This is a genomic window from Catellatospora paridis, assembly GCF_009720365.1.
Classification (GTDB): Bacteria; Actinomycetota; Actinomycetes; order Mycobacteriales; family Micromonosporaceae; genus Catellatospora; species Catellatospora paridis.
This window is the reverse complement of the sequence record NZ_ML769316.1, coordinates 299,048-325,270: the sequence shown is the minus strand read 5'-3', so window position 1 is coordinate 325,270 and position 26,223 is coordinate 299,048. Positions and strand designations below refer to the sequence as shown.

Here is a 26,223-nt window from a genome sequence, read left to right as displayed (position 1 = left end):
TGCGGATTCAGCCGATGGCTTCGAGCACGGTGGCGTTGGCGAGGCCGCGGCACGAGTACGTGCTCACCTCGGCGGGCGCCGACCTCGCCCCGGTCCTCCTGGCCCTGATGCAATGGGGCGACCGGCAACTCACCGGCGAACGCGGCCCCGCGCTGCACGCGCACCACCATGGGTGCGGCGCGCCGAACCCGCGGTCATCCGATCTTGGAGCTGGGCAGGGCCTGCGCGGGAAGTTCGCTGGAGAAGTCCGGACACCGGATCGCTGTCAACGGTAGTTTGATGACGCGGGGCGATCGCGGGCGACCTGTCGGAGCTCGTGGCGACACAGGCCATGACCGGCCCCGGACAAGCCTTGTCAGACCGCTGACGCCGGATCCCGACGCTTCAGGAGCCTTGATCCGCCATGCCGCTGTGGATCGTTCAACACACGCTCGGAGTGTTCACGGACGAGCGCAAGCACCAGCTCGCCGCTCGCATCACCGACCACTACGAAGAGATCGGCCTGCCTCGATTCTACGTGATGACGCTGTTCCGTGAGATCCGGCCCGAGGACTTCTTCGTCGGCGGGGACCCGGCGTCGGTCGCGGTCCGCATCGTCATCGACCACATCGCCCGTCACCACCCCGACCGGGACAGCCGGCACCGGACCGCCCACTGGGTGAAGGGGATTCTCCAGCCCGACCTCGAACACGTCGCAGGTCTGCACTGGGAGTTCCACGTCGACGAGACCAGCGAGGACCTCTGGATGATCAACGGTCTCGTGCCGCCTCCCGGCGGCTCCGAGGCCGAGAAGCTCTGGGCCCGGAACAACGCGACCTCCTCCTACTGACCCGTCCTCGCCTGTTGTCGCAGGTGACGGCCGGTTGTCAGCCCGACAGTGCGGCGCCGTCGAGGCCGAGTTCGGCGGCGTGCAGGTACTCGGCTTCGGCGAAGGGCTGCTTCATCAGCGGACTCGTGGCAGCCCAGGCGTGGGCGTCCGCGGAGTGCCTGAGCAGAGGCACGAAGCCGAAGCTGCGGTACAGGTTGATGGCCGGTAGCCGCTGCGCAAGCGTGTAGAGCGCGGCCCGGGTGTGTCCGAGGGCGGCCAGACGGGCGCAGCAGGCCTCCAGCAGCGGCTTCGCCAACCCGCGGCCTTGCGCGGCAGGCGCGATGAGCATCCAATTGATCTTGCCGAGGCTGGGGTCGCTGAGATTCTCGAACCACCATGCCGTGCCGGTGCCCACCGGCGTGCCTGAGCCGTCGCAGACGAACGCCTGCCGCCGCCGCAGTTCGTCGAGGTGCGCGCGGTAGAGGCGCGCGTGGTAGTCCGGCGGGGCATGGTGATGCTCATCGGCCGCGGACTTGACGGCCGTCCAGTGTCGCGCATCGCCATCGCGGTACCAGCGGACCGTGTACGGCTCGGGCAGGGCGGACGAATGCAGGTCGTCGAGCTTCGGACGGATCATCATGATGCGGTGCGGCAAAGGATCTGCCTTTCCCCGTGCGTGGTCTGTACGAGCAGGTCGCGGTGCGGCGCGATGACGCGCGCAACGATAGTCCGGCCTGCTCGTGGCGGCAGACCGGTGGCGAACCTACCGGACGTCGTCGAAGGCGAAGAGTGGTTTGGTGCCGTGTGCGGGTGCCTCGGCGAGCGCGATGGCTTCGGCGAAACGTTCGAGCGGGAACGGTTGGCCTTCGGGGATGACCAGCACGTCGTCGGCGACGAGACTGCGAACCTCGGACAGCGCGCGTAGCACTTCCTCAGGTGAGGCGGTGCCGAACCAGCGGTTCAGCCAGAAGCCGCGGACTGCTTTGGTCTCGTAGATGAGCGATCGTGCCTGTAGCGGGATCGTCAGCGCCGCCGGGTCGGTCTGTCGATGGGTGGACAGCGCGCCGTAGACCGCGACCTCTCCGCCCGGAGCCAGCGCCTGGGATACCTGGGCGCCCACGACGCCTGCGACACAGTCGACGGCCTTGCGTACGCCGGCCGGTCCGGCAATCTCGGCCACGCGCTGTGACAGGTCCTCGTCCTGCGTGCAGATGACCTCGTCACCACCGAGCGCTTTGATCTCGTCGACGGCGTCGCGCCGCCGCACGACGTTGATCGTGCGGATACCCAGATGCCTGGACAGCGCAATGATCAGCCGGCCGACGGTGGAGCCCGCGGCCGTCTGCAGCAGCCATTCACCCGGTTGTACGTCGAGTTCGCGCGTCACGAGCAGCAGCGCGGTCAGCGGGTTGACCGCGAGTTGGCAGGCGCTGGAGTCGCTCAGGCCATCGGGGATCGGCACGAGCCGTCGGGTGTCGGCGACGAGGTATTCCTGCCAGGTGCCGGCGACCTGGGGTCCGGGCACTGCCGGGACCGCTACGACCACCACGCGCTCGCCGATGTGCAGTCCCTCGGCGTCCGGGCCCAGGGCCTCGACCCGGCCCACGCATTCCATGTTTCCCCCTACGGCGGGAAACTCGGGGGTGAAACCGTAGCGGCCACGCAGCACATGTAGATCACTGGCATGAATCGGCGTCGCCTTCACGCGGATCAGCGCCTGACCGGCTTCTGGCGTGGGCACAGGCCGGGATTCCAGCCGAAGGACGTCGGAAGGCTCGCCGACCTTTGCGGCCACGAGCGCGCGCATGGTTTGAGGCATGACCGACCATTCCTTTCGTCGCACGGCCGACGATGCAGGCGTGGGTTTGACGAGAACGGCGGCACTCTCGTGGGCGCCCGAGTTCCGGTCCTTTCGGTTGGTGTGATTTGTGCAATTCTAGTGGCTTTTCGGACTGGCTTGGGCGAGTCTCGGCGGCAACGTGGACGACGCCGCTGGGCCCCTGGCCTGCACGGCCCTGGCGGCGATCAGCGGCGCGGCTTGCCGGGAGCGCCTGCTCGCGGGCGGGCTTTGCCGATGGGGCCTGCCAGGTCAGCGCCGTGCATGAGGCGGCTTTTGGGCGACCCGTTCAGTCCGCGTGCCAGACCGTCCATGGGCAGCGGCCCGGGGGCGGTGACGGCGGCGAGGACGACGTTGTGCTGCCCGGCACGGCGGTCGAAGTCGTCGTCGGCGATCAGGCAGACGTCGGCGAACTCGGCACGCGCCGCCAGCGTCTGCGTGTCGGTGAAGGTGTAGGCGGGCGTGTCGAGCAGGTTCGCCGCGTACAGCCCGCCGGGCCGCAACGCGCGCGCCACGTGCACGGAGAAGGCGGCGGTGGTCGCGCCGGGTGGCATCCGGTCGCCCTGGTAGACGTCCGTGATGATCAGGTCGAAGGTGTCCGGCTTGAGCGCGGCCACGGCGTGGCAGGCGTCGGCGATACGTACCCGCAGGTCGCCCGGCGGTAGGGGGAGGACCCGCCGGACCAGGGCATAGAGCTTGCGGTCGTTCTCGATCACCCGTTGGGTCGAGCCCGGCCGGGTGGCCTCGACGTAGCGCGGCAGCGTCAGCGCGCCGCCGCCCAGGTGCAGGACACGCAGTGGTGCCCCGGCCGGTGCGGCCGCGTCGATGATCGCCGCGATGCGCCGCACGTACCGGAACTCCAAGTGGGTCGGATCGGCGAGGTGGACGTAGGACTGGGCGGTGTTGTCGACGAACAGCGTCCACCCGTCCCGGCGGTCCGCATCGGGCACCAGCGCTGCGGTGCCCGTGTCGACCTGCGCCACGATCGGTTCACCCGGCCGGGTGATCAGCGCCATGATCCTTACGGTAGCGGTGGTTCTGCCCGACGGTCCGGCGTTGCCGGGACCCGGGCTGATGAGCTGCGGAAACACCGCACCGGGGGACCGAGCTGCAGCTGCTTTTCGGCTGGTCTGTTCGCGGGACCGGCCGGTGAAAACCGGGTGATGTCTGGTGGAACTTCGCGCAAGCTGGGTCGTCGCCGATGAGTTTTGTCGGTGGCGTCGGTCAGTGTTGGTGTGACAGCCACTGCCGGTAAGACCGCCCCCACACATTCCGATCGAGGTTCCGTGCCCAGCCAACTGCTCGAATCGCCCGCCAAGTCCGCGACCACGATCCCAGGTCGCACACCGCCCGTGATCCGGCTGCTGGTGCTGGCCACGTTCATCGTCATCCTCAACGAGACAATCATGATCAACGCGATCCCGAGCCTGATGGACGCGTTGACGATCACCGAACAGACCGCGCAATGGCTTTCGACCGCCTTCATGCTGACCATGGCGGTGGTGATCCCGATCACCGGGTGGTTCCTGCAGCGGGTGTCCACCCGCGGCGCGTACACCACGGCCATGGGTCTGTTCCTGCTCGGCACCACGCTGGCCATCGTCTCGCCGAGCTTCGAAGTGCTCCTGGGCGCCCGCATCATCCAGGCATCAGGCACCGCCGTGATGATGCCGCTGCTGATGACCACCCTGATGCATGTGGTGCCCGAACACGACCGGGGCAGGGTGATGGGCAACGTCTCCCTGGCCATCTCGGTCGCGCCCGCGATGGGCCCGGCGCTGTCCGGAGTGATCCTCAACTTCGGGTCCTGGCGACTGCTGTTCGCGGTGGTGCTGCCCATCGCCGGCCTGATCACCTGGGGCGGCATGAAGCAGCTCCAGAACGTCGGCGAGCCCGAGGTCAGCACCATCGACTGGTTCAGCGTGGTGCTGGCCGCTCTCGGCTTCGGCGGTCTCGTCTACGGGCTCAGCCAGTTCCAGGGCGCCAACATCGGCCTCGCCGCGGCGATCGTCGCGGCCGGGCTGGCCGCCATCGCCGTGTTCGTGTTCCGACAGGTGTCGCTGCAGAAGCTCGGCTCGCCGCTCATGGACCTGCGAACGCTCAAGCACCGCACGTACACGATCGCGCTGATCCTGATGTCGGTCGCCTTCATGGCGATGCTCGGTTCGATGATCCTGCTGCCGCTCTACCTGCAGAACGTCCGCGGGCTCAGCGCCCTGCAGGCCGGACTGCTCGTGATGCCCGGCAGTGTCGCCATGGGTCTGCTCGGACCGACCGTGGGCCGCCTGTTCGACAGGTTCGGCGGCCGGGTGCTGGTCATCCCCGGCGCGATCGCGATCACCGTCGCGCTCGCCGGCTTCACCCAGGTCTCGATGACCATGCCGTACTGGCAGCTGCTCGCCCTGCACGCGCTGCTGATGGTGGGTCTGGCCGCGACCTTCACCCCGGTCTTCACGCTGGGGCTCGGCGCGGTTCCGCCGCCGCTGTACGCCCACGGCAGCTCCATCCTGGGCACCCTGCAGCAGGTGGCGGCGGCCTTCGGCACCGCGCTCGTGGTCACGGTGATGGGCGCGCGAGCCGATGCGTTGAAGGCGGAGGGTGTCGCCGCCACGGCCGCCAGCCTCGACGGCATGCGGCTGGCGTTCATCGTCGGGGTGGTCCTGTCCGTCGCCGTGATCATCACTGCTCTGCTCCTGCCGGCCAGGGCGGACAGCAACGCGCAGAGCGTGGGACACGGTCACTAGACCGGCTCGTCCGGCGATAGTCGACAAGATCGACCCCGCGGCCCGGAGCACGCCAGTGCTGTCGCCCGTGAGAGGCTGGCTGTCATGTCAGCTGCCACGACTCCGGGCCGCGAGGTCGTCCTCGAGACGGATCGTCTGCTGCTCAGACCTTGGCGGGTGGCCGAGGCCGTCGTCCAGCGCGAGCTGTGGACCGAACGTGATCCGCGAGTGCCGCCGCACCGGCGCATCGACGCGGCCGGACATCCCACGGTCGCGGAGCTCGAGGATTCGATCCGAACCAACCGGCTGTGGTCAACCGGGCTGCTGGCGATCGAGCGCAGGGGCGCCGGTGACGTCATCGGCTACTGCGGGCTGGTCGACAGCGGACGAGGGCCGGAGGGGGAGCCGGAACTCGCGTTCGAGCTGCTGCGCCGAGTCTGGGGCCAGGGATACGCGACCGAGGCGTCGTGGGCCGTGCTGGACTGGGCGAGATCGTCGGGGTACGAACGCCTGTGGGCCACGGTCTGGGATTGGAACACCGCTTCCCGCCGTGTATTGGCCAAGGTCGGGTTCACCGAGACCGAGCGGCAGGAAGTGCACGCGGTCCACGGGACCACCCTGTTCACCACGATACGGCTCTGACGCAGCAGGTCTGGATCATGACCCGCTCCAGCTGAGGCGGACCGAGCGTCCTTGCTACTGCGCCAAGCCCACACGGTGTGATGATGCCGTCGCGGGTCGTCGGTGGACGGCCCGCGACGGGTAGCCGCCGGTCGGTGCTCGAGTCGGCGGTGCGCTCACTGCTGGCTGGTTGCGGCCTTGGCGAACAGTTCCAGGACGGCACGCCAGTCGCCGCCTTCCACGAGTCCGTCGCGCAGTGCCTGGCCGGCGACGAGACGGTCGAGGTGGCGGTGTTCGATCTCGACGGTGGTCTGGTCGGGTCCGTCTTCGGTGAACCGGACCTCGATCTCGCTGGCGTGCGCCGGGTCGGGGTCGTACTGCCAGCTGCCGTTGATCTGCCAGGTGACGACGAGGCGGTGCGGCGGCTCCCAGACGAGGACCCGGCCCCAGTCGCACTCGCTGCCGTCGACGCCGCGTTCGTACCAGCGGCCGCCTTCGCGGGGTTCGACGACGGCTTCGGCCAGGTCGGCCTGGCCGATGTGGTAGTCGGTGGGCCACCAGGTGCTGAACGAGGTGGTGAAGAAGTCGAACGCCCGCGTGGCGGGCAGGGCGACGGTGACCTTCGCGTGCAGGGGCGGGACGGGGGGAGCGGTGGTCATGGCGTCTCCTGTTCGGGTTCGGCGGAGGCTGCTTCGGCGGCCTTCTGGAAGGCGGTGAGTGCGTCTTCCCAGACCCGGTCGAGGTAGGCGCGCAGCGCGGTCACGCCGTCGGGGTCGAGTTGGTAGACGCGTCGGGTGCCTTCGGCGCGGCTGACGACGAGGCCGCCGTCTTTGAGTGCCCGCAGGTGTTGCGACACCGCAGGCCGGCTGATCGGCAGGAGGTCGGCCAGTTCGCCTACTGAGCGGGGCTGGCGGGCCAGCAGTTCGAAGATCGCGCGCCGGGTCGGGTCACCGAGGAGTCCGAGGCCGGTCTCTCCGTAAGATCCCACGAACGGTAAGCCTAAACTTACCGACGTCGCGGCGCAAGCGGGTCACCGGCGTCGGCGCTCGTCCGTGGCAGGGCGGCGGAAGATGCCGTACCACCAGGTGGCGGCCAGCTCCCGGGCGGCCGCGGCGTCGCCGCTGCCGTCGTCGGTGGTGACATGGCGCAGCAGGAAGCGGTCGCCGCCGTCGATCATGAGATGGGTGGCGACCGCCGGATCGATGTCGGCCGGGGTGCGACCGGCCTGCTGCTCGGCGGCGATGACCTGCCGGGTGTTGTCCCGGAACGCCTCGAGCCTGCCGTTCCAGAAGTCGCGCACGGCCGGGTCGTACGCCGACGTCTCCTGCACCGCGGTCAGCAGCGCGGCATTGGCCCGATAGGTGGCGATGACCTCGGCGAACGTCGCGGTGAGGGCTTCGACACCGGCTTCGGGCCGCCAGGCGGCGGTGATGCCGAACGAGGTCTGGCTCATCGAGGCGGCCAGCCGCAGCAGCAGCTGGGTCTTGTCGGCGAAGTAGAGGTAGAACGTCGAGCGCGCCACCCCGGACTCCGCGGCGATGCGCTGCACGCCGAGCTCGGTGAATCCGGCGCCCTCGGCGAGCAGGCGCGCGACCGTGTCGAGGATCTGGGTCTCGACCCCGCCGCGGCGGTCGGCCGCGTCGGAGCGGCGCCTGGTGATGGACGGCATAGCTGGATCTTAGGCGCAGTGGCGGGCGGCGCCGACCGCGCTACGCTGATTGTCGGACAGAGTGTCCGACGAAGTGTCTCGCGATCGCACCCCATCGCGATCAGGAAAGGAACGCCGTGAAATACCGCCTGCTGGGCCGCACCGGAGTATGGGTCTCGGAGATCTCTCTGGGCACGATGACCTTCGGTGGTGCGGACCACCCCGTCTACGGCCCGCTCGGCGGGCTGGGGCGGGCCGAGGTCGACCGGATCGTGGGCACCGCGCTCGACGCGGGGATCAACTTCATCGACACCGCCGACGTCTACGCCGACGGCGAGAGCGAGCAGCTGCTCGGGCAGGTGTTGGGCGCGCGGCGCGACGAGGTCGTGCTGGCCACGAAGGTGCACGCGCCGACCGGGCCCGGCCCCAACGACGCGGGCTGGTCGCGCCTGCACGTGATGCGGGCGCTGGAGGCCAGCCTGCGCCGCCTGGGCACCGACCACATCGACCTCTACCAGCTGCACAACTTCGACCCGCTGACCCCGTTCGAGGAGGTGCTGGCGGCGCTCGGCGACGCCGTACGCCAGGGCAAGGTCCGCTACATCGGGTGCGCGAACCTCACGGCCTGGCAGGTCAGCCGGGCGCTGGGTGTGTCGGCCCGGCACGGGCTGCCCGCGTTCGCCGCGGTGCAGGCCTACTACTCGCTGGTCGGCCGCGACGCCGAGCACGAGCTGGTGCCGATGGCCCAGGCCGAAGGGGTGGGGCTTACCGTGTGGAGCCCGCTGGCGGGTGGTTTCCTCAGCGGCAAGCTGCATCGTGACGGCACGGCCGAGCCCGGCAGCAGGCGTGCCACGGCGGACTACCCGGACTTCCCGCCGGTGGACCGCGAGCGCGGCCACGACGTGCTGGACGTGCTGCGGGCAGTGGCAGCCCGGCACGGCGTCAGCGTGCCCCGGGTGGCGCTGGCGTGGCTGCTGGCGCAACCGGCGGTGACCAGTGTCATCGTGGGCGCGCGACGGGTCGAGCAGCTCGCCGACAACGTCGCGGCCAGCGGTCTGGTGCTGAGCGAGCGGGATCTGGCCGAGCTGGACGCGGTGTCGGCTCCGGCGGCGCTGTATCCGGGCTGGATCCAGCAGATGTTCGCCGGGGCACGTCAGCCCGCCTGAGGGCGGCCCGGGTCAGTCGCCGGCGGAGTTCGCGCTGCCCAGGTTGATCATCGCTTGGTCGACCTGGGCCTGGGTCATCGCCGGCACCGGCAGGGCGGTGGTGTGCCCGGCCCGGAAGGCGTCGAGCATGAGGTGCAGGTGGCGGCGCCAGGCCTCGGGCGCCACGTCGCGGGTCGCCGCGGCGATCCGGCTGTGCGCCCAGATCGCGAAGGCGAGATCCTGCCGGGTGACGTCGGTGCGCAGCGTGCCCTGCTCGTGGGCGTTGTCCACGATGGCCTGGGTGAGGTCGCGGATGCGGCGCAGTTTTCCGGCGACGAAGTCCGGCAGCGGCAGGTGCATCGAGGCCAGGTCGTTCATGCCGCTGTCGTCGGCCTGTAGTTCACACAGGGTCTCCAGGTAGCCGCCGAAGAGTTGCCAGGCGTCTGGTTCGGCCGCGCTGGCCTCGGCCGCGTCGAGCCAGGCCTGCAACTTCCCGCCGTACGCCTGCTGCACCAGGTCGAACCGGGTGGGGAAGTGGCGGTAGAGCGTGCCGATGGCGAGCCCGGCCTGCCGGGCGATGGCCTCCAGCGACGCGTCGAGCCCTTCGAGGGAGAACGCGTCGGATGCGGCGGCCAGCGATGGTCGCATCGGCCAGCTTGATGCGCCCGTGGGTGAAGTGCCGGATATCGATGCCCGAAGCGACCGATCGCACCGACCGGTGCGGGCATGCCGCGCTTCGTTCGGGGCTTCGATACCGAGTCCAAGGTGGATTGACAGGGCCAGTCATCGGATGTCTAATTCCACGCACGGTTCCTGGAGCCCGCCCACAAGGCGACGAGCGGTAACCGCGCAGCAATACATCCTATGAGTCGAGGCACGCTCCACGGGAAGGGCGGCATGAGCCGGTTCAGGATGGCAGTCGCGCTGGTGACCATCTGCCTGGTTGCTGGCAGCTGCAAGACGGCCGAGGGCACAGGCACCGCGCAGGACGCGACGGACTCCGGCGGACGCATCACGGTGTGGGTCGACCCGCCGCGCGTGCCCGCGGTCAACGCGTTCCAGAAGGCGTACCCCGACATCCCGGTCGAGGTGAACACCATCAACGGCAACGTCGGCAGCACCGAGCTGCAGCAGAAGTTCGTGCTGTTCAACCAGGCGGAGAAGGGCTGGCCGGATGCGATCTTCTTCCCGTCCAACGACGACATCGCCTGGGCGTCCAGCTCGAAGATCAACTACGCGCGCGATCTGAGCCCCGATCTGGGCGACATCCTCGCCGGCTACCCGGCAGGTGTCATCGAGCAGTGCAAGATCGAGGGGCAGTTCCGCTGCCTGCGCAACGACGCCGCACCCGACGTGTTCTGGTACGACCAGGTCCTGCTCGCCGAGTGGGGATACGAGCCGCCCACGACCTGGGAGCAGTACGAGAGCCTCAGCCTGCGCATCGCCGCCGAGCATCCCGGTCACATCACCGGTTTCGTCGGGGACGCCTACGCCCCCGACCGCTACCTGTGGGCCTCGGGCTGCCCCACCAACGACACGTCCAGCGAGAAGCAGGTCCGCATCAATCTCGCCGACGAGCGGTGCGTACGGGTGCGGCAGCTGCTCGACCGACTGCTGGCGGCCGGCGTGCTGTCCTCGACCGGGATCTTCTCCCCGGACGCCGCCGAACTCGGCCGCCGCCTGGTGATGAGCCCGGGCGCGGTGTGGTGGGGCAACTTCCTGTTCCGCGACACGTGGAAGGTCCCCGCGGGACGGATCACCGCCGCCAAGCCGCTGCGCTGGACCTCGGACCTGACGCCCATGACCAGCTCCGAAGGCGGCGGACTGTGGGGCTTCTCGAGGCACATCAAAGGCACCCAGCTGGAGAACACCCTGACGTTCGCGCGGTTCGTCGCCTCGGACCCGCGGTGGCAGGTCGACCTGTCGGTCGGGCTGCCGGGCTACAAGCCGCTGCAGAAGCCGTGGCTGGCCAAACAGCGCGAAGCCCGCTACCTGGCCGACTTCGAACACGCCGCGGAGGCGTTCGTGTACGCGACCACGATCGTGCGATCAGATCGCGACTACACCCGCTACAACACCGGCACGGTCTGGACCCACACCATCACCCCGGCGCTGACCTCGGGCAAGTCCTTCAGCACCGCTTGGCGCACGTTCAGCGACCGGCTGACCCGCGAGGCGCGTTCCTTCGGCTACACCGTGGAGTCGTGATGACGCAGCAGGTCCTCGTCCGGCATCGAAGCCGAACGCGCGCGTCCTCGGCGCCGGCGGTGCGGCGCGTCCGTGCCCGCAAAGGGCACGCCGCCGCGGTGCTCGTCGCGCCGTACGTGCTGCTCCTGCTCGTGGGAGGGCTCATCCCCACCGGATACGCGGTCGTCAAGAGCCTGCAGAACGAAGCCGAGACCGGCTTCGGCGGGCTGAGCAGCTACCAGCGCGTCGCCGGAGACTTCCGATTCGTCGAGACGTTCGCCAACGTCGCACTGGTCCTGTGCGTATGGATGCCCCTGCTGCTCACCGCCGCGGTGGTGTTGGCGCTGCTGGTCGACGCCAGCCCGCGCAGGTTCGGCGCCTCGATGCGCTTCGTCTACTACCTGCCCGGCGCCTTCGCCGGCATCGCCAACTTCATGCTCTGGCTGTTCCTGCTCAACCCCGGCCAGAGCCCCGTCGACTTCCTCTGGCACGGCTTCGGCTACACCAGCCTCAACGAGGTCGCGCAGCCGGGCAACCTGCCGTTCATCATCGCCGCGATGCTGTTCTTCCAGGGCACCGGGACCTGGGTCGTCGTGCTGTGCGGCGGCCTCAACGGCATCCCGGACGAGCTGCTCGAAGCGGCGAAGATGGACGGCGCCACGGCCTGGGGCGTCGTGTGGAGCGTGAAACTCCCGATGATCCGGCCCTGGCTCGGGTACATGACCCTGCTCAACCTCGCCTACGGCTTCCAGCTGTTCCTCGAACCGCAGGTGCTCGGACAGGTCACCCACGGCCTGATCTCCCCGCAGTGGACACCCAACCAGCTGAGCTTCACCTACGCATACCAGATCCTCGACACCCCGGCCGCCGCCGCGATGTCGGTGATCCTGCTGCTGGTCACCCTTGGCCTCGGCCTGCTGGTAGTCCACCGCAGCCGCCTCTTCCAGGACGAGCGTTGATGCCATGTTGAGCCCCCGCCTCGGCCGGATCGGCCGGATCACCACCCTGCTGCTCGTCGCCGCCGCCTTCGCGTACCCGCTGCTGGCGTTCCTCGCCGTCGCCTTCCGCCACGACGACGGCCTCGCCTCGACCGGGCCGACACTGGACAACGCCGCCGACAACTGGCAGTCGGTGCTCGCCTTCAACGACGGCGTCTTCCTGAGCTGGCTCACCAACTCGATCATCGTGGCGTCAACCGGGTCTCTCATCGCGGTGGTCGCTGCCCTGCCCGCCGGCTACGCCCTGGCCCGGCTGCGTTTCCGTGGCCGGCGCCTGCTGCGCTTCCTGACCCTGCTCACCATGGTCATCCCGAACACCGTGCTGGTGATCCCGATCTACCTCGAGGTGAGCGCCGTCGGCGCGGTCAACAACCTGTGGGTCGTCGGACTGCTGATGGGCTTCTTCCCGTTCGGGGTCTACCTCGCCTACATCCACTTCAAGACGACGCTGCCCAACCAGATCGTCGAGTCCGCCCGCCTGGACGGGCTGACCGACGTCCAGACCTTCTTCAAGATCGCACTGCCGATCTCCAAGCAGGCCGTGGCGCTGGTCGGCTTCTTCAGCTTCGTGGCGAACTGGACCAACTACTTCCTCCCGCTGGTGCTGCTGCCCCTGTCGAACAGCACGACCGTCTCGGTAGGGCTGCAACAGCTCGTGTCCTCCAGCCCGCTGTTCGACCCGACGAACGCGGCCGGGCTCGACGTACGCCTGTACGCGCCGCACCTGGCACTGGCCACCCTGGTGACGACCCTGCCCGTGCTCATCGTGTTCGTGCTCGCCCAGCGCTACCTGGTCCGCGGCCAGACCCTCGGCGCGGTGAAGGGCTGACGGCTGCACCGTTGCCGACGTGCCGTCCTCCGCGTCGTGGGCCAGTGCGCTGCGCCGCCGCAAGTGCATCGTCCGCCGTCCCATGGCCCACCTGAGGCGTGCGCCTCCGGGCTGGCTACCACGCTGTCGACCTGTTGGTGGACTTTTTGACGGCAACCGTCCGACCGGGTGATCACACCCTTCGGCCCAGCACCATCCATGACATTGTGCCAGCGTTGGCCTGCGGAGGACCTTGTGGAGAGTGACCGCTGCGGTGCCCGCCGACGCGCGCCCATGGCGTTGGACCTTCAGGGAGCCACTATGTCGAACCATTTCAGCGCCGAGAACTTCGGTTTCCCCGGCGACGACCGCCGCCTCGATCTCACCGACCTGTACGTGTTCCCCTCACCGCAGGATCCCGGCAAGACGACGCTGATCATCACCTCGAATCCGACCTGCGCACCGCCGCCGATACCGGCCCCCACCACCGGCCCGGAGTTCTACCCCGGCGCGGTCTACCGGATCAACGTCGACACCGACGGCGACGCGCTCGCCGACATCGCGTTCGCGTTCACGTTCTCCGAGTACGAGAACGGCAGCCAGACCGGCACCGCCCGCTACGCCACCGGAGCCGACGCCCGCCAGACCGAACCGGTCGGCATGCTTCTCACCGAGACCATCCCGGTCAGCTTCGGGAGCGCGACCCAGCCAGTCATGGTCGCCGAGCCGGGGGAGATCCGCCTGTTCGCCGGGCTGCGCAGCGACCCGTTCTTCTCCGACGCCGAGGGCGCCCTGCACGGGTTGAAATGGACCGGGCACGACGACTTCGCCGACAACAACGTCGACGCCATCGTGCTGGAGGTGCCCAGCGACCTGCTCGGCCCCGGCCCGGTGATCGGAGTGTGGGCCACGGTCAGCCGGCGCAGCAACGGCGTGCTCGAGCAGCTGGACCGCGGCGGGCATCCGACCCTCAACGCATTCATCAATCCCAGCGCCGAGCAGAACCCCTACAACTCTCGGCAGCCCGCCGACGATGTGGCCAACTACCTTGGTCCCTGGTCGCAGGTGCTGGAAAAGGCAGGCTACCCGCCCGAGGAGGCCAGACGGGCCGCCCTGCAGTGCCTGCCCGACATCCTCCGCTACGACCGCACCAAGCCGGTCTCCTACCCCAACGGCCGCAAACTCATCGACGACGTCTACAGCTACCGCTTCGCATGGTTGACCTACGGCAAGGTCCCCCCGACCGGTCTCCATCCTCACAACGACCTGACGTGGCAATTCCCCTACCTCGGCCCGCCCGACCCCGAGTTGCCTCCTGCGGTCTGAGGCGGCGATTTCCCATGCGAGGGTCAGCGCGGTCCGGAAACTGGGGGGCCGTGGTGCTCGGACCCAACTCCGAGATGGGCTATTCGAATGCGTGTCGGTCGCGGCGTAGCCCGGAGGGGTTGTCATCGCCACGTCCGGGCGTCTGGTTTCACCGCGACCCCGGACGACGGCCATCTCGTGTTGGCGTCGCTGTGGACGCCGGAGGGAAGTACTGGCCACGCGAGAGCGAAATGATGGACCTGACGGCGATGGCGCCGATGAACGCGCTCACCAGGAGCGTGATCAGCCAGCTCAGTGCGTGCTGTGCGGAGGGCCCCTGGCTTGCCAGCCAGCGTATCGACAGGGTGGCCACTGCCGCGGCGGAGAACGTGAACGACCAGAAGGTCGGTGAGAACGGGATGCGAAGGTAGAAGCGGAGCAGGGGGATCTGCGCCAGTGTCATCAGGATGGCGTACCCGGCGAGGATGTAGGCAAGGGTGTCGGGCGTCGGGGTGAGTGCGAACCAGGCCAGGCCGGCGACCGGGCCGGGTGCGACCAGGATGGCCAGGGTCGGGATGAGCGGGGCCGGTAACGGAGGGCGGAAGGACAGCCGCTGCAGCAGCAGCGTGCTGATCATGAGCGAGCACACGAGCCCGATGCCGAAGCACACCATGCCCAGGCCGGGTTGGCCGACCGTGGTCGCGTCGGTCGAGGCGAGCAGGCCGCCGGCGCCGGTCGGAAGCAGGTAGCCGGGGTGGAACTTGTCCTGGTCGAGGCGACCCGTCATCCATTGCCCGGTGAGCCAGCAGCCGAGTCCGATGACCGCGGCGAGTGCGATGTCGACGATTATCGTCGCCGTCTGTGGGGCGTGGGGGTGCAGGCCGACGCCGAGTTGCATCGCGACGATCGCGATGAGGCTGACGAATGGGTTGAGTACGGGGTCTTGCAGGTCGGCGGACAGTCGGCCGCGGGTGGTGATGGCGCGGGCCAGGTAGCCGACCATCAGCACCGTCCACAGTACTGCCGCGATCAGGTACAGCACGACGGACACCGCCCGTGGCGCGTTGGCGGTGTCGGTGAGTGCCTGCCAGGTGCGGGCCAGCCCGGTGATGCCGAAGGGCGCGGCGAAGAAGCTCGGTGGCGTGCGGTTCAGCCCCACGCGGTACGCGCCCGTCCGGGCCGATGGTGATGCAGGCCCGGTGATGACGGCGGTGTCGTGTCGCCGGCAGGATCAGGAGTCATCAGGTGCGTCGTGTATCTGCCGTGGTGCTCCTGAGCGGGCGGCCTGTTCTGTCGCTTGCGTTGCTCGCGGCAGAGCGTGGCCGGCACCGTCACCGGCCCGGCTCCGGCTCCGGCTCTGCGAGCGCTGCGCGCCAAGCAGGAGCTGCGAAGGGATCTGCGAAATACTGTGTTTCGCGCACCACGCGCTCGCCGTCGAATTCCATGATGCTCACCGAGTAGGTGGGCGAGCCGTCGTAGGTGATGACGCATTCGCTCACCCATAGATTCCGGCTGCCGGTTATCCGGACAACGGTGAAGTGCCGATCAGCGGGGTGCCCGCCGCGTTGTGCCTGGATCGTGGCACGGCCTCGGAATCGTTCTCCCGACTGGGGATAGTGGAGGATCGCGTCTTCGGCGTAGATGGCGTGCTCCGGCTCGGCCTCACCGGACTCTGAGGCCCGCCAGTGTTCCTCGATGGCGCCCCTGATCCGAACGTCGGTATCCATCGCATCGTCCCCTCCACCGACACCACGGTGTCCCGAGGGCGGAAGTGCCGCGACCGCTGCCCCGGGACGGCGGTCATCATGAGCGTAGGCCGTGGCAGTGGCGGTGGCCTGCGCATTCGGGTACGGCCCGGCTACATCGCCATGGTGTACGGGCGTGGGTCGTGGCGCAGGCGCACGGCGGTGATCGCCGCGAGAGCGGCCACGATCAGGGTCGCGAAGCCGGTGAGGGCGCCGTCTGGGCCGGCGAGCTGGGTGGCGGCGCCCAGCCCGATGACCGGGATGGCCAGGCCGCTGTATCCGGTGATGAACAGGGCCGCCAGCGTACGGGCGCGCTGGTTCACGGGGCTGAGCTGGACGACTGTGGTCAGCGATGCGCGCAGCAGCAGGCCGGCGGCGGCTCCGGCCAGCGCGCCGCCGAGGACGAACAGGCCCAGGCTGCTCGTCGACACGCCGGCGACCACGAGGGCGAGGCCGAACGGCATCGTGATGGCGGCGGTCGCCAGCGCTCGACGTGGCGGGAGCCGCCGTAGGCCGAGCTGTCCGCCGGCTGCCGCGCCGAGCCCCACGCACGCGACGACGCCGGCGAGGGCGTGCGAGTGGTATCCGAGCGTGTCGGCGAGGAACGACGGGCTGAGCGCGGCGAACAGCCCGAAGATCGCGAAGGCGACGAGGGCGCCGAGGTAGGAGGCGGCGAAGGTCCGCCGGTGCTCGGGTGCCGGGGCGGGTGCCCGCGACGGTCGGTCGGTGGCGGTCGCGGTCTCCGGGGCGAGGCCGAGCAGTAGTACGCCGGCCACCAGCACGGCTCCGGTTGCCAGGAACGGCAGTCGCAGTGGTGCCGGGGCCCACTCGGCGAGCACGCCCGACAGCAGCGGGCCGAGTGCGATGCCGCCGAGGTTGGCGGCGGTGCTGACGACCTCGGCGTGCCCGCGGTCTGCGTCGGGGCGGGCGTGGCGGTGCAGTTCGAGCAGGTAGGTGGTGGCCGGGCCGGAGATCAGCCCGACCGACAGGCCGGACAGCACCCGGCCGAGCAGCAGGCCGGGCAGCGCGGGCCAGGCCACGAAGACGGCGCAGGCCAGCAGTTGGACGGCTATCGCGGCGGTGAGCGCCGGGCGGCGGCCGAGGCGGTCGGCGTGGGCTGCGGCGACGAGCAGGCCGGCGATGACGCCGATGACGTAGACGGCGAAGACGACGCTGACCATCGCCGTACCGAAATGATCTCGGTGTTGGAACAGGACGTAGAGCGGTGTCGGCACGGAACCGGCTGTGGTGGTGGCGGCGTACGCGAGCGCGACCAGGGCGAACCCGGTCCGGTGGGTGGTTCGGGGCATGACGGGCAGTCTGTACGCACGCTTTATCCGTGTCCAACATCAAACTTGGATAGCGTTATCAGATCTTGCGATAATGCCTGGATGGACCTCCGCAAACTCGAAGTCTTCGTGACCGTTGCCACCGAGCGCAGCTTCACGAGGGCCGCCGAGCGGCTGCGCCTGGCGCAGTCCGGAGTCTCCACCGCCGTCCGCGCCCTGGAACGCGACCTCGGCGCGACGCTGCTGGACCGGACCACCCAGCGGGTCGAGCTGACCGAGTCCGGACGCGCGCTGCTGCCCGAGGCGGCACGCATCCTCGCGGCCGTCGCATCAGCCCGGACCGTGGTCACCCAGGCCGAGCAGGGCCTGCGCGGCAGCCTGCGCCTGGGCATCCTGTACGGCGACCTCACGCCCGCCCCGCTGCGAGCGGCGCTGGCCGCCTTCCACGCCGAGCATCCGCTGGTCGAACTCGTGCTGACCGCACCAGGAACGGGCGGTTCCCTCGACCACCTCGCGCGGCTGCACGACGGCTCGCTGGAACTGGCCGTCGTGATCGCCGATACGGAGCCCGGGATCCAGCGCCACGTGCTGGCCACCGACGAGGTGGTGCTGGCCTGCACCCCCGATCATGCCCTGGCCGACCGGGACGGCGTCGACCTGGCCGAACTCACCGAGGAGCCCTTCATCGACTTCCCGCCCGGCTGGGGCATGCGCTGGGCCGTGGACCACGCGTTCAAGGCGGCGGGCCTGCGCCGACGGATCACCGTGCAGATGAACGACCTGTCCACGATCCTGGACCTCGTCCGGCTCGGGCTCGGGGTCGCCTTCGTCCCGAACTCACTCGCCGACGACTCCGCCGACCTGCGGTTCCTTCCGGTACGGCGGAACAAGCCGACCTACGAGATCGCACTGGCCGCCGCCGAGCGGCCGCTCAGCCCCGTCGCCCGACGCTTTCTCCAGATGGCCCTGCACCGCGGACTCTGAGCAGGGCTTTGACGGCGCGGCCTCGACGAACGGACCCCATTTGTCGCACCGCCCACTCAGGGTCGTCCCGGGTCGTTCGTCGTGTCCCGGTCGGGCAGGAAGATCTCTTCGATGGTCAGGTCGAAGATGTCGGCGATGGTGAACGCCAGGGGCAGGCTGGGGTCGTACCGCTCGGTCTCGATGGCGTTGATGGCCTGTCGGGAGACCTGGCACCGGTCGGCGAGGTCGGCCTGGCTCCACCGGCGGGCTGCTCGCAGTTCGCGTAGCCGGCTGCAGTGCCACGAGGACCACCGCGAACGCGATGGCCATGCTCTCCAGCTGGATCTTGCGGAGGTATTCGTCCGCACGCCAAACGCCCGCAGTGCGGCGAGCAGGCCACGGTGCTCGGCTGAATCTGGACAAGCGGCCCGCCCATCGCATGTCACAGTGAGGAATGAGCGAGAGTTACTCCTCGATCGCGTTCACGCGGCATGTTCGTGACGCGCAGGAACGCTACGGCAGCCGGGCGGCTGTCGAACGGCTCGGCACCGATGCACCGGGGCTGCCCGGTGGTGCCGAGCCCCGGGATCCGCTCACTGATTTCGAGGCGGAGTTCATCGGGCTGCGCGACGGTTTCTACCTGGCGAGCACGTCGGACACCGGCTGGCCCTATGTGCAGTTCCGGGGCGGGCCGCCGGGGTTCGTCAAGGTCCTCGACGAGCACACCTTCGGTTGGGCGGACTTCCGCGGCAACCGTCAGTACATCAGCGCAGGCAACATCGCCGGTGACGATCGGGTGAGCGTGTTCTTCATGGACTATCCGCGGCAGCTGCGGTTGAAGGTGTTCGGCCGCGCGAGCGTCGTCGACGTTCGTGAGGACCCGTCGGTGGCGCCAACCCTGACGGTCGCCGGCTACCGGGCGAAGGTGGAACGGGCGGTGATAGTCACGGTGGTGGCGTTCGACTGGAACTGCCAGCAGCACATCACTCCTCGGTACTCGGCTGAGGAACTGCGGGAGGTCCTGGCGCCGATGCAGGAGGAGCTGGAGCGTCTGCGGTCCCAGGTCCGCGGCGGCGCAGCGGCCTGACGAAGAGTTCTCAGCCCTTGGCCGGCAGCGTGCCGAGGAAGCCGCGGATGTAGCCGGTGATGGCGTCGAGGTGGGTCTCGAGTGCGAAGTGTCCGGCGTCGAGCAGGTGGATGTCGGCGTGGGGCAGGTCGCGCTGGAACGCGCGGGCTCCGTCGGGGCCGAAGATCTCGTCGCCCGCGCCCCAGACGGCCAGCAGGGGCACTTGGCTGGTGCGGAAGTATTCCTGCAGCTTCGGGTATCCGTCGATGTTGGTCGGGTAGTCGTGGAAGAGCTTGAGCTGGATCAGGTCGTTGCCGGGGCGGTCGAGTAGCGTCTGGTCGTGCAGCCAGTTGTCGGGGCTGACGAGGCTGGGGTCGGCTGCTCCGTTGAGGTATTGCCAGCGGGTGGCGTCCAGGGTCAGCACTTTGCGCGCGCCCGGCTCGGTTTCGGCGCTGGGCTTCGTGGCGTAGGCGAACAGGTCTTTCCAGAAGGGCTCGACGAACCCTTCCATGTAGGCGTTGCCGCTCTGGGTGATGATCGCGGTCACCTTGTCGGGTGTGCGCATCGCCAGGCGCCAGCCGATGGGCGCGCCGTAGTCGTGCACGTATATGGCGAACGTGTCGACGCCGATGTGGTCGAGCAGGCCGGCGGTGAGGCTGCCGAGGGCGTCGAAGGTGTAGTCGAACTCGGTGACCGAGGGCTGTGCGGACTGGCCGTAGCCGAGGTGGTCGGGTGCGATGACGTGGTAGCGGTCCGCGAGTGCGGGAATCAGATTGCGGAACATGTGCGAGCTGGTCGGGAATCCGTGCAGGAGCACCAGCGTCGGTGCGTCGGCCGGGCCGGCCTCGCGGTAGAAGAGCTGCTGACCGTCGATGGTCGCGGTCAGGTGGCGTACGGGAACCATGATTCCCTCCAGATGGCTCATCGAGGTGGGCGAACCCGTGGCCGCTAACGACACCTGGCCGCCGGCCAGCTCTGCAACGCCTCTGTCGATGTCTGAAAAGTGCAGATTCGCCACACCAGCGTATCAACGAGCCGGCCTGCGTACCCGACGTCGCTCCAGGCCCTGACCGGTGAAACGGGTGCAAGACCACAGCGGCACGCGGTCGGCGCGCGGTCCTGCACTGCGTCATTGCCATACTGTGCGGCGCTATGTAGTGTAGCCCGCATGGTAGATAGCCCTGTCGGGCAGTCGCTGAAGCTGGAGCAGGACCTGCGCAAAGGCGTGCTGGTCCTCGCGGTGCTGTCACAGCTCAGAACCCAGCAGTACGGCTACTCGCTACGCCAGGCACTCGCCGAGCGCGGCATGCCGATCGAGGAGGGCACTCTCTACCCGCTACTGCGGCGCCTGGAAAGCCAGGGGCTTCTCGCCTCCGAATGGCAGGTCGACGACGGCCCGCCGCGCCGCTACTACACGCTGAGTGCTCACGGCGCCCAGACCTACCGCGAACTGACCGGGGCCTGGCGGTCGCTGACCTCGGTGATGGACCGCCTAGTACATGAGGAAGGCTGAGATGGACAACCCCAGGGCCATCATCGAGACCTACGTCAGCGACGTCATAAGCCGCCTGCCACGCCGCCAACGCCACGATGTCGGCTTCGAACTCAGATCGCTGCTCAACGAGGATCTCGACGGGCGCGCCGCCGACAGCGGCCGGCCCGCCGACGCGGCCATGGCCCTGGAACTGCTGACCGCCTTCGGCCGTCCGCAAGAGGTCGCCGACCGCTACCGGCCGGCCGGCTTCACCGTCATCCGCCCCGCGGACGCCCCACGGTTCGCCCGGCTCGCGCTGGGCGGCCTGGCCCTGCAGTGGGCGATCACCTTGCCCGCCGCCTTCACCAGCCCGGCACAAGCCGACGGATGGATCTACGCCGACAGCTGGTGGGGGCGACTGACCACCTGGTGGCTGAGCTGGGGGCTGGGCTCGTTCTGGTGGCCCGGGTTCCTGATCACCCTCACCCTGATCAGCGCCGCGCTCGGCCGCTGCCACGGCGAGGCAAAGCCCTGGACGCCACGCCGCACCGTGGACCGTGACCACGTCAACCGGCCGGCGACCGTGGCCGGGCTGGCCTTCGGCGCGGCCGGCGCCACCATCATGATCGCGTTGCCCTGGCTCGCCGTCTGGGCCCCCGGCCTGCCACAGCCGCTGCTGGACGCATTCGCCATCGATCCCCGGTTCCTTCACGCCAGGGCAGTCTGGGCGGTGCCGCTGTGGGCCGCCGGCTTCGCCGTCCACGCGGCCGTGCTGCTCACCGGACGCTGGGACAGGCGCACCCGCATCATCAGCCTGGCCCTCGACCTGGCGTGGCTCGCGCTGCTGACCTGGTGGCTCACCGGCCGAATCTTCACCACCGACGCCGCCGACGAGGCAGCCAAATTCGGCCTGCTGCTGGTCGTCCCGCTCGTCATCATCGACTTCGTCGTCACCCTGCGCCGCACCTCAGCTTCGATACGACCGCCCCTGCTGCAGGCATGACCCTGCGCCATGACCCGCCCGCCGGCACACCGCAGGTTTACGCACAGACGGCCGACCTGGCCGACCGTCGTGTCGCGCGAACCTCGGCTGGCTTCGAGGGGGGCGAGTTACGGCTCCACCTGGGATCCCGGCCCCACATGCCGATCACTGACGGCTCCGATCGGGAACGAGTGGTGGCCCCGGCCATGCCGGTCGCGCGGCAGGCGGCAGTTACTGTCGGTGACCGCTCGCTCGGGTTCGTCACCGACGAGTGCCAGCGGGTCCGGATATAGCCCCTGACAGCGCGTTCTAGCCCGCGTACGTTGGCGTCATGGCGACTTTGTGGACTTTGGGGTGCGATGCCGACGATCCCCAGCGGCTCGCTGCCTTCTGGGCGCTTGCCCTGGGATATGTCAGGGAGCCCGGTTTCGACGAGCCCGACAACGCGTCCATCGTCGACCCGGATGGCAGGGGACCGGCCATTGGTTTCCTGAAAGTGCCCGAGGGCAAGTCCGCCAAGAATCGGATGCATATCGACGTCCGGGTGGCGGGTTCAGGTCCTTGGGACATGGCTGAGCGCGCACGACTGATCCGGCAGAGGGTGCCCGAGCTGGTGGCCGCCGGCGCGATGGTGATCCGCGAGGAGCGGTACGACGACGCCCTGGGACACGTTGTCATGCAGGATCCCGAGGGTAACGAGTTCTGCGTCGCCTGATGCCGTCTACGAGGATGCGGTGTGGACCAGAATACCTCTGCGGCAGAGGTATCCGCCCTGCCTACAGGTTCGGCGAGCTGCCGGGGGCCGGGGCGGGGGTGTGGCGGCGTTCGCGAGCGCGCAACGCCGGCCGGGGTGTCACCGCGGTGGCGCGATGTTGCGGGTTGTAGGGGGCGCAGCCGCTGCCGCTGGTCTTCGCGTCGTGCATGGCCAGGTCGGCGTGATGCATCAGCAGCCGCAGGTCGCTGGTCAGGCTGCGCTCGGCGACGCCGATGGACATGCGCAGTTCGATCAGCTCGCCGTCGGGCAGGCGCAGCGGGTGTGCGCTGATCAGGTGCCGTACATGCCAGGCGTGGGCCAGGGCGTCGGTCAGTAGTGCGTGCCAGGCGAACACGAACTCGTCGCCGTGGATACGGGCGGCGAACGTGTCCGGCAGGTGCGTGCGCAGCACGAGCGCGATGTGCTGCAGCGCCCGGTCGCCGACCTCGTGGCCGTGGGTGTCGTTGAGTGCCTTGAACTGGTCGAGGTCGGCGAAGCCCAAGCTCAGCGGCCGGTGGTCTGCATGCCAGCGGCCCAGTTCCTCCAGTGCACCGGCCCGGTTCGGCAGGCCGGTGAGCGCGTCGACGTGCACCGCGTGCCACAGTCGGGCCATCAACCGCCGTCGCAGGCGTGAGCCGGTGAGCCGACAGATGATCAGCGCGGTTCCTACGGCCAGCGTCACCAACGTCAGCGTGGTCAGCGTGTTCGACATCGAGGAGTGCGCCTCCTTCTCGGCGGCGTCGGCAGCGGCAGGTCGGCAAGCCGCGGCGTCCGGGCCGGTCGGTGGTGGTGGCGAGGGGCCACCCGGGGTGCCACACACGTACAACGGTCGATGCCTGCACTGCGTGGCGGCTGTCGGCGGCTGTATCTGAACGAGTGAATCAGGACAACCGGTCCGACCGGGCGAGCGAACCGGTCCACCCGGTGGGCACTACGCCAACGAGTTCTTCACCGACGGCGCCGGCGCCGTGACCGTCTTCCGCCCGGTCCGCGAGCCGCGCACGGCCGGCCGGATCGGGGTCGTCGACCTGCCCGCGGTAGAGCTCGCGACAACCGTCCACCATGGGCCGCACGACGACATCGACGTCACCTACGGCCGTCTCGGATGAGCGGTCAAACGCCCAATCCGGCTGGTCAGGCTGCCGGCGGTGAACGGTCCACACCAGATCAACACGGAAGTTGCACCGTCACTTCTCGCAATCCCGCCCGGAAGTTCATCATCGCGCTTTCGGCGTACGGATAGCGTGAGGCGACTTGGAGGAGGGGCGATGGCTATCGGGCAGCGCTCGCAGCGGCTGCTGAAGAACGGATGGCGTCTCGTTCTGGTCTGCGGCGTGATCACGGCCGGGTTCGGCCTCATCTACGGGTCGCATTGGCTGTTGAGTCCGTGGGCCATGCCAGGCAGACCCGGCCTGGTCGGCTACTGGCAGGGCGAGGTCACCTACGGTGCCGGCGACGGCCGCACGATGGTCCTGCGGCTGACCGACCAGGTCGGCAGCGGTGACGGAGGGCCGGAGATCGACGGCAGCGCCAAGGTCTGCGCCGCCGGGCAGGTGGCGACGTACGAGATCTACGGCGACACGCTGAACTATCGGGGCACCCGCTACTCGCTGCACGCCAGACGTGCCGGCGACGCGGCCGGCCTCTACCTGGGCCAGCTTGACGGCGAGTGGGACGGCGGCGACGGCCTCACCATCTCCACCGCACTGATCCGGGTCGATCCGGACGGCGTGGTCCGCTCGACGACCTCGACCGACACCAGGACGGGCAGGACCACGTCGGACACCGTAACGGTCCGCTTCGAACTGCATCGCGCCAGTGAGGCCGACTTCGACACGGCCTGCGGCGCCTAGCATCGCTCTGGAGTGAAGGCGTCGCGGCACAGTGGAACATGGAGGCGAATGTGCCTTCGAGCTGGAGCGGTAGGACCTGTCGATGGTCCGCAACCGCAGCAGGAACCGCACCTTCCGCGTGCAGACCACGGTGTCGAGCGCCGCAGACCCGCCGATCGGGCCGCGCGGCCGGGCTACAGCGACCGCAGCGGGCCGGCTGCTACGGCAGCCGGCCCGCGAATCGAACTACTTGGCGTCGGCCAGGTCGGCGATGGCGCGCGCGGCGCGGAAGTACGGGCTGCGGCCCAGCTCGCCGATCGTCTTGATGCCCAGGGCGTCCTTGAGGTGCTCGGCGGCACGCTCGCTCACACCGGCGAGCGCGGCGACGGGCGCGTTGGCGAGCTCCTCAAGGCTCTTGTCCTGGTAGTCCTTGTCCAGCAGCTTGGCGAGGTCAGCGGAAACCGGCATGGCCACTCCTTCGGGGTCGTGGTCCGGCGTGGCGCCGGACTTGCGCCCGAATCCTTTCACTTTCGAGATGGGTCGATCTGGGTGACCCCGGCCCGCTGGACTCGTTGGCACGGCAGGGTGCGACGTCATCGCGACTCTCTGTCACAGACGGTCGACAAAGGAGGTGATCCGCTTGTCGCAGTTGCGTCTGCCGAATCGCGGCGCAGCGATACGCCCGCCCGGCGACCTGCTGTTTCGCGTGTACGCCGCCGTGGGCTCGTCGGAAACTGGACAACCCGGGCTTATGATCGACCGTGATCGCTTCGTTTCGCCTGGTCAGGCCGCATCGGTAGCGTCGGATGTCGTGCGTAGGGGCGCCGGCGTGTTCAGCCGCCGGTGTACTCCGGATCGTCGGGCCCTTCCGCGGGCTCGATGGGGTGCGGGGTGCGTCCCCGCTGCTTGCGAATCTCGTCTTCGTCGTCCTCACGGACGATTTCCGGCTCCTCAGGTGTCTGGCTCATCGCGGCCTCCTCGGTCAGGCAACGGCAGAAGTACCCATGACGTGCCCTTTTCATGCACCCGCGCACGGCGGGCGCAGGTCACCGGCGCGGTCACGCCTCCAAGCCGGTGTCCGTGTCGGGGGTCACCGGCCTCGTCCGCCGCCTGCGGGAGCGACAGCGTTAATCTTGTCCGGTGCGTGATGATCTCGGCCCGACTCACCGCCTGGCGACCTACGGCAGTCTTGCGCCGGGCAAGCCGAACCATCATCACCTGAGCGATCTTGCCGGCCGCTGGTTCCCCGGACACGTGCACGGCCGGCTCATCGACGAAGGCTGGGGGAGCGCCCTCGGGTTCCCCGGGCTGGCCCTCGACCCCGGCGGCGAGGGCGTAAGCGTCGAAGTCTTCGAATCCGGCGACCTGCCCGCCCACTGGCCGCGGCTCGACGAATTCGAAGGTCCGCAGTACGAGCGAGTCGTCGCCGAGGTGCACACACCGCACGGCCCGGTCGAGGCGTGCATCTACGTGTTGAAGGCAGTGCAAGCCTGACGCGAAAGCCCGCCAGCGAGGATGCCGCTTCGGCCGGGCAGGATGCCAGCAGCTCGGCGGGGCCCGCCGAACCCGCAGGCATGCTTCGGAGGTTTCATCGCCCGCCCGATCGGTGAGTCGGTAGATGTCACCGTCACCGGCCGGGCCAGGCTCGGTGACCCCCTGCCGCGGAAGGACCCCGTCATGGCGAAATTCCTGACGATCGGATACGGCGACCAGGCCGGATACGACCGCACCGCCGCTGAGCTGCGCGATCAGGCGCACGCCCATGATGCGCGGCTGCAAGAGGCCGGCGCCGAGTCGGGAATCGCCGGCTCGCCCGTACAGGTGAGAAATCATGACGCCACCGGGGTGGTCGTCGAGAAGGGGCCGTTCATGTCGGCTGCGCTTCCGGTTGCCGGGTTCGCCCTCATCGAGGCGGCCTCGCTCGACGAGGCGATCGAAGCCGTGTCCGCGACTCCGTGCGCGATCGCGCACGGAGTCGTCGAGGTGTGGCCGCTGCACGAGTCGGCGTAGCTCGCCCCACGGCGTCGCCGACGACAAC

The 26,223-nt window shown here is 69.1% G+C and carries 33 protein-coding genes; 18 read left to right on the top strand and 15 right to left on the bottom strand.

Translation table 11 applies throughout. The features are described 5' to 3' along the window. Positions 1 to 14: 14 nt before the first annotated feature. Together F9C41_RS41795 and F9C41_RS17025 are read left to right on the top strand one after the other, a co-directional pair. Entirely contained in the window at positions 15 to 275 is a 261-nt protein-coding gene (locus tag F9C41_RS41795; protein ID WP_155387782.1) for a winged helix-turn-helix transcriptional regulator, read from the top strand. 128 nt (positions 276 to 403) lie between these two features. Further along, positions 404 to 829, top strand: a complete 426-nt coding sequence (locus tag F9C41_RS17025) for a tautomerase family protein (protein ID WP_155387781.1) — start codon at positions 404 to 406, stop codon at positions 827 to 829. A 37-nt stretch (positions 830 to 866) separates the two neighbouring features. On the opposite strand, the gene F9C41_RS17020 is transcribed toward F9C41_RS17025, so the two are convergent. The 3 genes from F9C41_RS17020 to F9C41_RS17010 form a co-directional block, all read right to left on the bottom strand. Next, on the bottom strand, positions 867 to 1,463 hold the full coding sequence (locus F9C41_RS17020; RefSeq protein ID WP_155387780.1) for a GNAT family N-acetyltransferase: 597 nt from the start codon (positions 1,461 to 1,463) through the stop codon (positions 867 to 869). A gap of 108 nt (positions 1,464 to 1,571) precedes the next feature. Then, positions 1,572 to 2,615, bottom strand: a complete 1,044-nt coding sequence (locus F9C41_RS17015; RefSeq protein WP_155387779.1) for a zinc-dependent alcohol dehydrogenase family protein — start codon at positions 2,613 to 2,615, stop codon at positions 1,572 to 1,574. 218 nt (positions 2,616 to 2,833) lie between these two features. Beyond that, positions 2,834 to 3,661 carry a spermidine synthase gene (locus F9C41_RS17010; protein WP_155387778.1) on the bottom strand — a complete coding sequence of 276 codons (828 nt, stop codon included), beginning with the start codon at positions 3,659 to 3,661 and terminating at the stop codon, positions 2,834 to 2,836. A 270-nt stretch (positions 3,662 to 3,931) separates the two neighbouring features. Here F9C41_RS17010 and F9C41_RS17005 point away from each other — a divergent pair, with 270 nt between their 5' ends. Continuing rightward, a complete protein-coding gene (locus F9C41_RS17005) occupies positions 3,932 to 5,389 on the top strand; it encodes an MDR family MFS transporter (RefSeq protein ID WP_230689675.1) in 1,458 nt (485 codons plus the stop codon). Between the two features lie 84 nt (positions 5,390 to 5,473). Continuing rightward, entirely contained in the window at positions 5,474 to 6,010 is a 537-nt protein-coding gene (locus F9C41_RS17000) for a GNAT family N-acetyltransferase (protein WP_155387777.1), read from the top strand. 155 nt (positions 6,011 to 6,165) lie between these two features. Here the strand turns inward: F9C41_RS17000 and F9C41_RS16995 are convergent, their stop codons facing one another. Genes F9C41_RS16995 through F9C41_RS16985 form a run of 3 tightly spaced genes read right to left on the bottom strand, consistent with a single transcriptional unit; the run spans position 6,166 to position 7,658 of the window. Then, complete coding sequence (locus F9C41_RS16995; RefSeq protein WP_155387776.1) at positions 6,166 to 6,648, bottom strand: SRPBCC family protein; 483 nt, start codon at positions 6,646 to 6,648, stop codon at positions 6,166 to 6,168. Continuing rightward, positions 6,645 to 6,977 carry an ArsR/SmtB family transcription factor gene (locus F9C41_RS16990; RefSeq protein WP_155387775.1) on the bottom strand — a complete coding sequence of 111 codons (333 nt, stop codon included), beginning with the start codon at positions 6,975 to 6,977 and terminating at the stop codon, positions 6,645 to 6,647. The genes F9C41_RS16995 and F9C41_RS16990 overlap by 4 nt, the downstream gene beginning before the upstream one ends. Positions 6,978 to 7,019: 42 nt before the next feature. Further along, on the bottom strand, positions 7,020 to 7,658 hold the full coding sequence (locus tag F9C41_RS16985; RefSeq protein WP_155387774.1) for a TetR/AcrR family transcriptional regulator: 639 nt from the start codon (positions 7,656 to 7,658) through the stop codon (positions 7,020 to 7,022). 116 nt (positions 7,659 to 7,774) lie between these two features. On the opposite strand from F9C41_RS16985, the gene F9C41_RS16980 reads away from it, so the two are divergent. After that, positions 7,775 to 8,803, top strand: coding sequence for an aldo/keto reductase (locus tag F9C41_RS16980; RefSeq protein ID WP_155387773.1), 1,029 nt, complete (start codon positions 7,775 to 7,777; stop codon positions 8,801 to 8,803). A 12-nt stretch (positions 8,804 to 8,815) separates the two neighbouring features. Here the strand turns inward: F9C41_RS16980 and F9C41_RS16975 are convergent, their stop codons facing one another. Beyond that, the gene (locus tag F9C41_RS16975) at positions 8,816 to 9,430 is read right to left on the bottom strand and encodes a TetR/AcrR family transcriptional regulator (protein WP_155387772.1); all 615 of its coding nucleotides are present in this window, start codon (positions 9,428 to 9,430) and stop codon (positions 8,816 to 8,818) included. Between the two features lie 249 nt (positions 9,431 to 9,679). On the opposite strand from F9C41_RS16975, the gene F9C41_RS16970 reads away from it, so the two are divergent. From F9C41_RS16970 to F9C41_RS16955, 4 genes are all read left to right on the top strand, one after another. Next, entirely contained in the window at positions 9,680 to 10,990 is a 1,311-nt protein-coding gene (locus F9C41_RS16970) for an ABC transporter substrate-binding protein (protein ID WP_196279811.1), read from the top strand. A 59-nt stretch (positions 10,991 to 11,049) separates the two neighbouring features. Then, positions 11,050 to 11,928: a carbohydrate ABC transporter permease gene (locus F9C41_RS16965; RefSeq protein ID WP_196279810.1), complete on the top strand. Its 879-nt coding sequence runs from the start codon at positions 11,050 to 11,052 to the stop codon at positions 11,926 to 11,928. Positions 11,929 to 11,932: 4 nt separating this feature from the next. Continuing rightward, positions 11,933 to 12,796 (top strand): carbohydrate ABC transporter permease, encoded by an 864-nt coding sequence (locus F9C41_RS16960; RefSeq protein ID WP_155387769.1) that lies wholly within the window; start codon positions 11,933 to 11,935, stop codon positions 12,794 to 12,796. Positions 12,797 to 13,096: 300 nt separating this feature from the next. After that, entirely contained in the window at positions 13,097 to 14,101 is a 1,005-nt protein-coding gene (locus F9C41_RS16955) for a DUF4331 family protein (protein WP_155387768.1), read from the top strand. A gap of 148 nt (positions 14,102 to 14,249) precedes the next feature. Here the strand turns inward: F9C41_RS16955 and F9C41_RS16950 are convergent, their stop codons facing one another. The 3 genes from F9C41_RS16950 to F9C41_RS16940 form a co-directional block, all read right to left on the bottom strand. Then, a complete protein-coding gene (locus F9C41_RS16950) occupies positions 14,250 to 15,239 on the bottom strand; it encodes an SLAC1 family transporter (protein WP_196279809.1) in 990 nt (329 codons plus the stop codon). 172 nt (positions 15,240 to 15,411) lie between these two features. Beyond that, on the bottom strand, positions 15,412 to 15,807 hold the full coding sequence (locus F9C41_RS16945) for a nuclear transport factor 2 family protein (RefSeq protein ID WP_155387766.1): 396 nt from the start codon (positions 15,805 to 15,807) through the stop codon (positions 15,412 to 15,414). 131 nt (positions 15,808 to 15,938) lie between these two features. Continuing rightward, the gene (locus tag F9C41_RS16940; protein ID WP_155387765.1) at positions 15,939 to 17,135 is read right to left on the bottom strand and encodes an MFS transporter; all 1,197 of its coding nucleotides are present in this window, start codon (positions 17,133 to 17,135) and stop codon (positions 15,939 to 15,941) included. An 81-nt stretch (positions 17,136 to 17,216) separates the two neighbouring features. Here F9C41_RS16940 and F9C41_RS16935 point away from each other — a divergent pair, with 81 nt between their 5' ends. Further along, entirely contained in the window at positions 17,217 to 18,098 is an 882-nt protein-coding gene (locus F9C41_RS16935; RefSeq protein WP_155387764.1) for a LysR family transcriptional regulator, read from the top strand. 56 nt (positions 18,099 to 18,154) lie between these two features. Here F9C41_RS16935 and F9C41_RS16930 read toward each other — a convergent pair whose 3' ends face one another. Further along, entirely contained in the window at positions 18,155 to 18,445 is a 291-nt protein-coding gene (locus tag F9C41_RS16930; protein ID WP_155387763.1) for a helix-turn-helix transcriptional regulator, read from the bottom strand. An 86-nt stretch (positions 18,446 to 18,531) separates the two neighbouring features. Here F9C41_RS16930 and F9C41_RS16925 point away from each other — a divergent pair, with 86 nt between their 5' ends. Continuing rightward, a complete protein-coding gene (locus F9C41_RS16925; protein ID WP_155387762.1) occupies positions 18,532 to 19,164 on the top strand; it encodes a pyridoxamine 5'-phosphate oxidase family protein in 633 nt (210 codons plus the stop codon). A gap of 10 nt (positions 19,165 to 19,174) precedes the next feature. Here the strand turns inward: F9C41_RS16925 and F9C41_RS16920 are convergent, their stop codons facing one another. Beyond that, positions 19,175 to 20,047 (bottom strand): alpha/beta fold hydrolase, encoded by an 873-nt coding sequence (locus F9C41_RS16920; protein WP_155387761.1) that lies wholly within the window; start codon positions 20,045 to 20,047, stop codon positions 19,175 to 19,177. 264 nt (positions 20,048 to 20,311) lie between these two features. On the opposite strand from F9C41_RS16920, the gene F9C41_RS16915 reads away from it, so the two are divergent. From F9C41_RS16915 to F9C41_RS16905, 3 genes are all read left to right on the top strand, one after another. Beyond that, on the top strand, positions 20,312 to 20,656 hold the full coding sequence (locus tag F9C41_RS16915) for a PadR family transcriptional regulator (RefSeq protein ID WP_155387760.1): 345 nt from the start codon (positions 20,312 to 20,314) through the stop codon (positions 20,654 to 20,656). Between the two features lies 1 nt (position 20,657). After that, entirely contained in the window at positions 20,658 to 21,620 is a 963-nt protein-coding gene (locus tag F9C41_RS16910) for a hypothetical protein (protein ID WP_155387759.1), read from the top strand. Positions 21,621 to 21,930: 310 nt separating this feature from the next. Then, the gene (locus F9C41_RS16905) at positions 21,931 to 22,314 is read left to right on the top strand and encodes a VOC family protein (RefSeq protein ID WP_155387758.1); all 384 of its coding nucleotides are present in this window, start codon (positions 21,931 to 21,933) and stop codon (positions 22,312 to 22,314) included. A 61-nt stretch (positions 22,315 to 22,375) separates the two neighbouring features. Here F9C41_RS16905 and F9C41_RS16900 read toward each other — a convergent pair whose 3' ends face one another. Continuing rightward, a complete protein-coding gene (locus F9C41_RS16900) occupies positions 22,376 to 23,065 on the bottom strand; it encodes a GGDEF domain-containing protein (RefSeq protein WP_155387757.1) in 690 nt (229 codons plus the stop codon). 256 nt (positions 23,066 to 23,321) lie between these two features. Between F9C41_RS16900 and F9C41_RS16895 the strand changes: the two genes are divergently transcribed. Together F9C41_RS16895 and F9C41_RS16890 are read left to right on the top strand one after the other, a co-directional pair. Further along, complete coding sequence (locus tag F9C41_RS16895; protein WP_230689674.1) at positions 23,322 to 23,462, top strand: GyrI-like domain-containing protein; 141 nt, start codon at positions 23,322 to 23,324, stop codon at positions 23,460 to 23,462. 159 nt (positions 23,463 to 23,621) lie between these two features. Beyond that, positions 23,622 to 24,206 carry a hypothetical protein gene (locus F9C41_RS16890; RefSeq protein ID WP_155387756.1) on the top strand — a complete coding sequence of 195 codons (585 nt, stop codon included), beginning with the start codon at positions 23,622 to 23,624 and terminating at the stop codon, positions 24,204 to 24,206. 225 nt (positions 24,207 to 24,431) lie between these two features. On the opposite strand, the gene F9C41_RS16885 is transcribed toward F9C41_RS16890, so the two are convergent. After that, entirely contained in the window at positions 24,432 to 24,653 is a 222-nt protein-coding gene (locus F9C41_RS16885) for a hypothetical protein (RefSeq protein ID WP_144127914.1), read from the bottom strand. Between the two features lie 365 nt (positions 24,654 to 25,018). Continuing rightward, positions 25,019 to 25,153: a hypothetical protein gene (locus tag F9C41_RS41790; RefSeq protein ID WP_269058925.1), complete on the bottom strand. Its 135-nt coding sequence runs from the start codon at positions 25,151 to 25,153 to the stop codon at positions 25,019 to 25,021. Between the two features lie 172 nt (positions 25,154 to 25,325). Here F9C41_RS41790 and F9C41_RS16880 point away from each other — a divergent pair, with 172 nt between their 5' ends. Beyond that, complete coding sequence (locus tag F9C41_RS16880) at positions 25,326 to 25,679, top strand: gamma-glutamylcyclotransferase family protein (RefSeq protein WP_155387755.1); 354 nt, start codon at positions 25,326 to 25,328, stop codon at positions 25,677 to 25,679. Positions 25,680 to 25,862: 183 nt separating this feature from the next. Next, positions 25,863 to 26,195 carry a YciI family protein gene (locus tag F9C41_RS16875; protein WP_155387754.1) on the top strand — a complete coding sequence of 111 codons (333 nt, stop codon included), beginning with the start codon at positions 25,863 to 25,865 and terminating at the stop codon, positions 26,193 to 26,195. The last annotated feature ends 28 nt before the right edge of the window (positions 26,196 to 26,223 follow it).

Coding starts and splice junctions, on each gene's coding strand:
- F9C41_RS17010 (WP_155387778.1), bottom strand. CDS start 3,661: ATGGCGCTGATCACCCGGCCGGGTGAACCGATCGTGGCGCAGGTCGAC.
- F9C41_RS16975 (WP_155387772.1), bottom strand. CDS start 9,430: ATGCGACCATCGCTGGCCGCCGCATCCGACGCGTTCTCCCTCGAAGGG.
- F9C41_RS17015 (WP_155387779.1), bottom strand. CDS start 2,615: ATGCGCGCGCTCGTGGCCGCAAAGGTCGGCGAGCCTTCCGACGTCCTT.
- F9C41_RS16920 (WP_155387761.1), bottom strand. CDS start 20,047: ATGGTTCCCGTACGCCACCTGACCGCGACCATCGACGGTCAGCAGCTC.
- F9C41_RS16960 (WP_155387769.1), top strand. CDS start 11,933: ATGTTGAGCCCCCGCCTCGGCCGGATCGGCCGGATCACCACCCTGCTG.
- F9C41_RS16915 (WP_155387760.1), top strand. CDS start 20,312: ATGGTAGATAGCCCTGTCGGGCAGTCGCTGAAGCTGGAGCAGGACCTG.
- F9C41_RS16970 (WP_196279811.1), top strand. CDS start 9,680: ATGAGCCGGTTCAGGATGGCAGTCGCGCTGGTGACCATCTGCCTGGTT.
- F9C41_RS16885 (WP_144127914.1), bottom strand. CDS start 24,653: ATGCCGGTTTCCGCTGACCTCGCCAAGCTGCTGGACAAGGACTACCAG.
- F9C41_RS41790 (WP_269058925.1), bottom strand. CDS start 25,153: ATGAGCCAGACACCTGAGGAGCCGGAAATCGTCCGTGAGGACGACGAA.
- F9C41_RS16945 (WP_155387766.1), bottom strand. CDS start 15,807: ATGGATACCGACGTTCGGATCAGGGGCGCCATCGAGGAACACTGGCGG.
- F9C41_RS17025 (WP_155387781.1), top strand. CDS start 404: ATGCCGCTGTGGATCGTTCAACACACGCTCGGAGTGTTCACGGACGAG.
- F9C41_RS16910 (WP_155387759.1), top strand. CDS start 20,658: ATGGACAACCCCAGGGCCATCATCGAGACCTACGTCAGCGACGTCATA.
- F9C41_RS16900 (WP_155387757.1), bottom strand. CDS start 23,065: ATGTCGAACACGCTGACCACGCTGACGTTGGTGACGCTGGCCGTAGGA.
- F9C41_RS16890 (WP_155387756.1), top strand. CDS start 23,622: ATGGCTATCGGGCAGCGCTCGCAGCGGCTGCTGAAGAACGGATGGCGT.
- F9C41_RS17000 (WP_155387777.1), top strand. CDS start 5,474: ATGTCAGCTGCCACGACTCCGGGCCGCGAGGTCGTCCTCGAGACGGAT.
- F9C41_RS16995 (WP_155387776.1), bottom strand. CDS start 6,648: ATGACCACCGCTCCCCCCGTCCCGCCCCTGCACGCGAAGGTCACCGTC.
- F9C41_RS16940 (WP_155387765.1), bottom strand. CDS start 17,135: ATGCCCCGAACCACCCACCGGACCGGGTTCGCCCTGGTCGCGCTCGCG.
- F9C41_RS16905 (WP_155387758.1), top strand. CDS start 21,931: ATGGCGACTTTGTGGACTTTGGGGTGCGATGCCGACGATCCCCAGCGG.
- F9C41_RS16935 (WP_155387764.1), top strand. CDS start 17,217: ATGGACCTCCGCAAACTCGAAGTCTTCGTGACCGTTGCCACCGAGCGC.
- F9C41_RS16875 (WP_155387754.1), top strand. CDS start 25,863: ATGGCGAAATTCCTGACGATCGGATACGGCGACCAGGCCGGATACGAC.
- F9C41_RS16985 (WP_155387774.1), bottom strand. CDS start 7,658: ATGCCGTCCATCACCAGGCGCCGCTCCGACGCGGCCGACCGCCGCGGC.
- F9C41_RS16955 (WP_155387768.1), top strand. CDS start 13,097: ATGTCGAACCATTTCAGCGCCGAGAACTTCGGTTTCCCCGGCGACGAC.
- F9C41_RS16925 (WP_155387762.1), top strand. CDS start 18,532: ATGAGCGAGAGTTACTCCTCGATCGCGTTCACGCGGCATGTTCGTGAC.
- F9C41_RS41795 (WP_155387782.1), top strand. CDS start 15: ATGGCTTCGAGCACGGTGGCGTTGGCGAGGCCGCGGCACGAGTACGTG.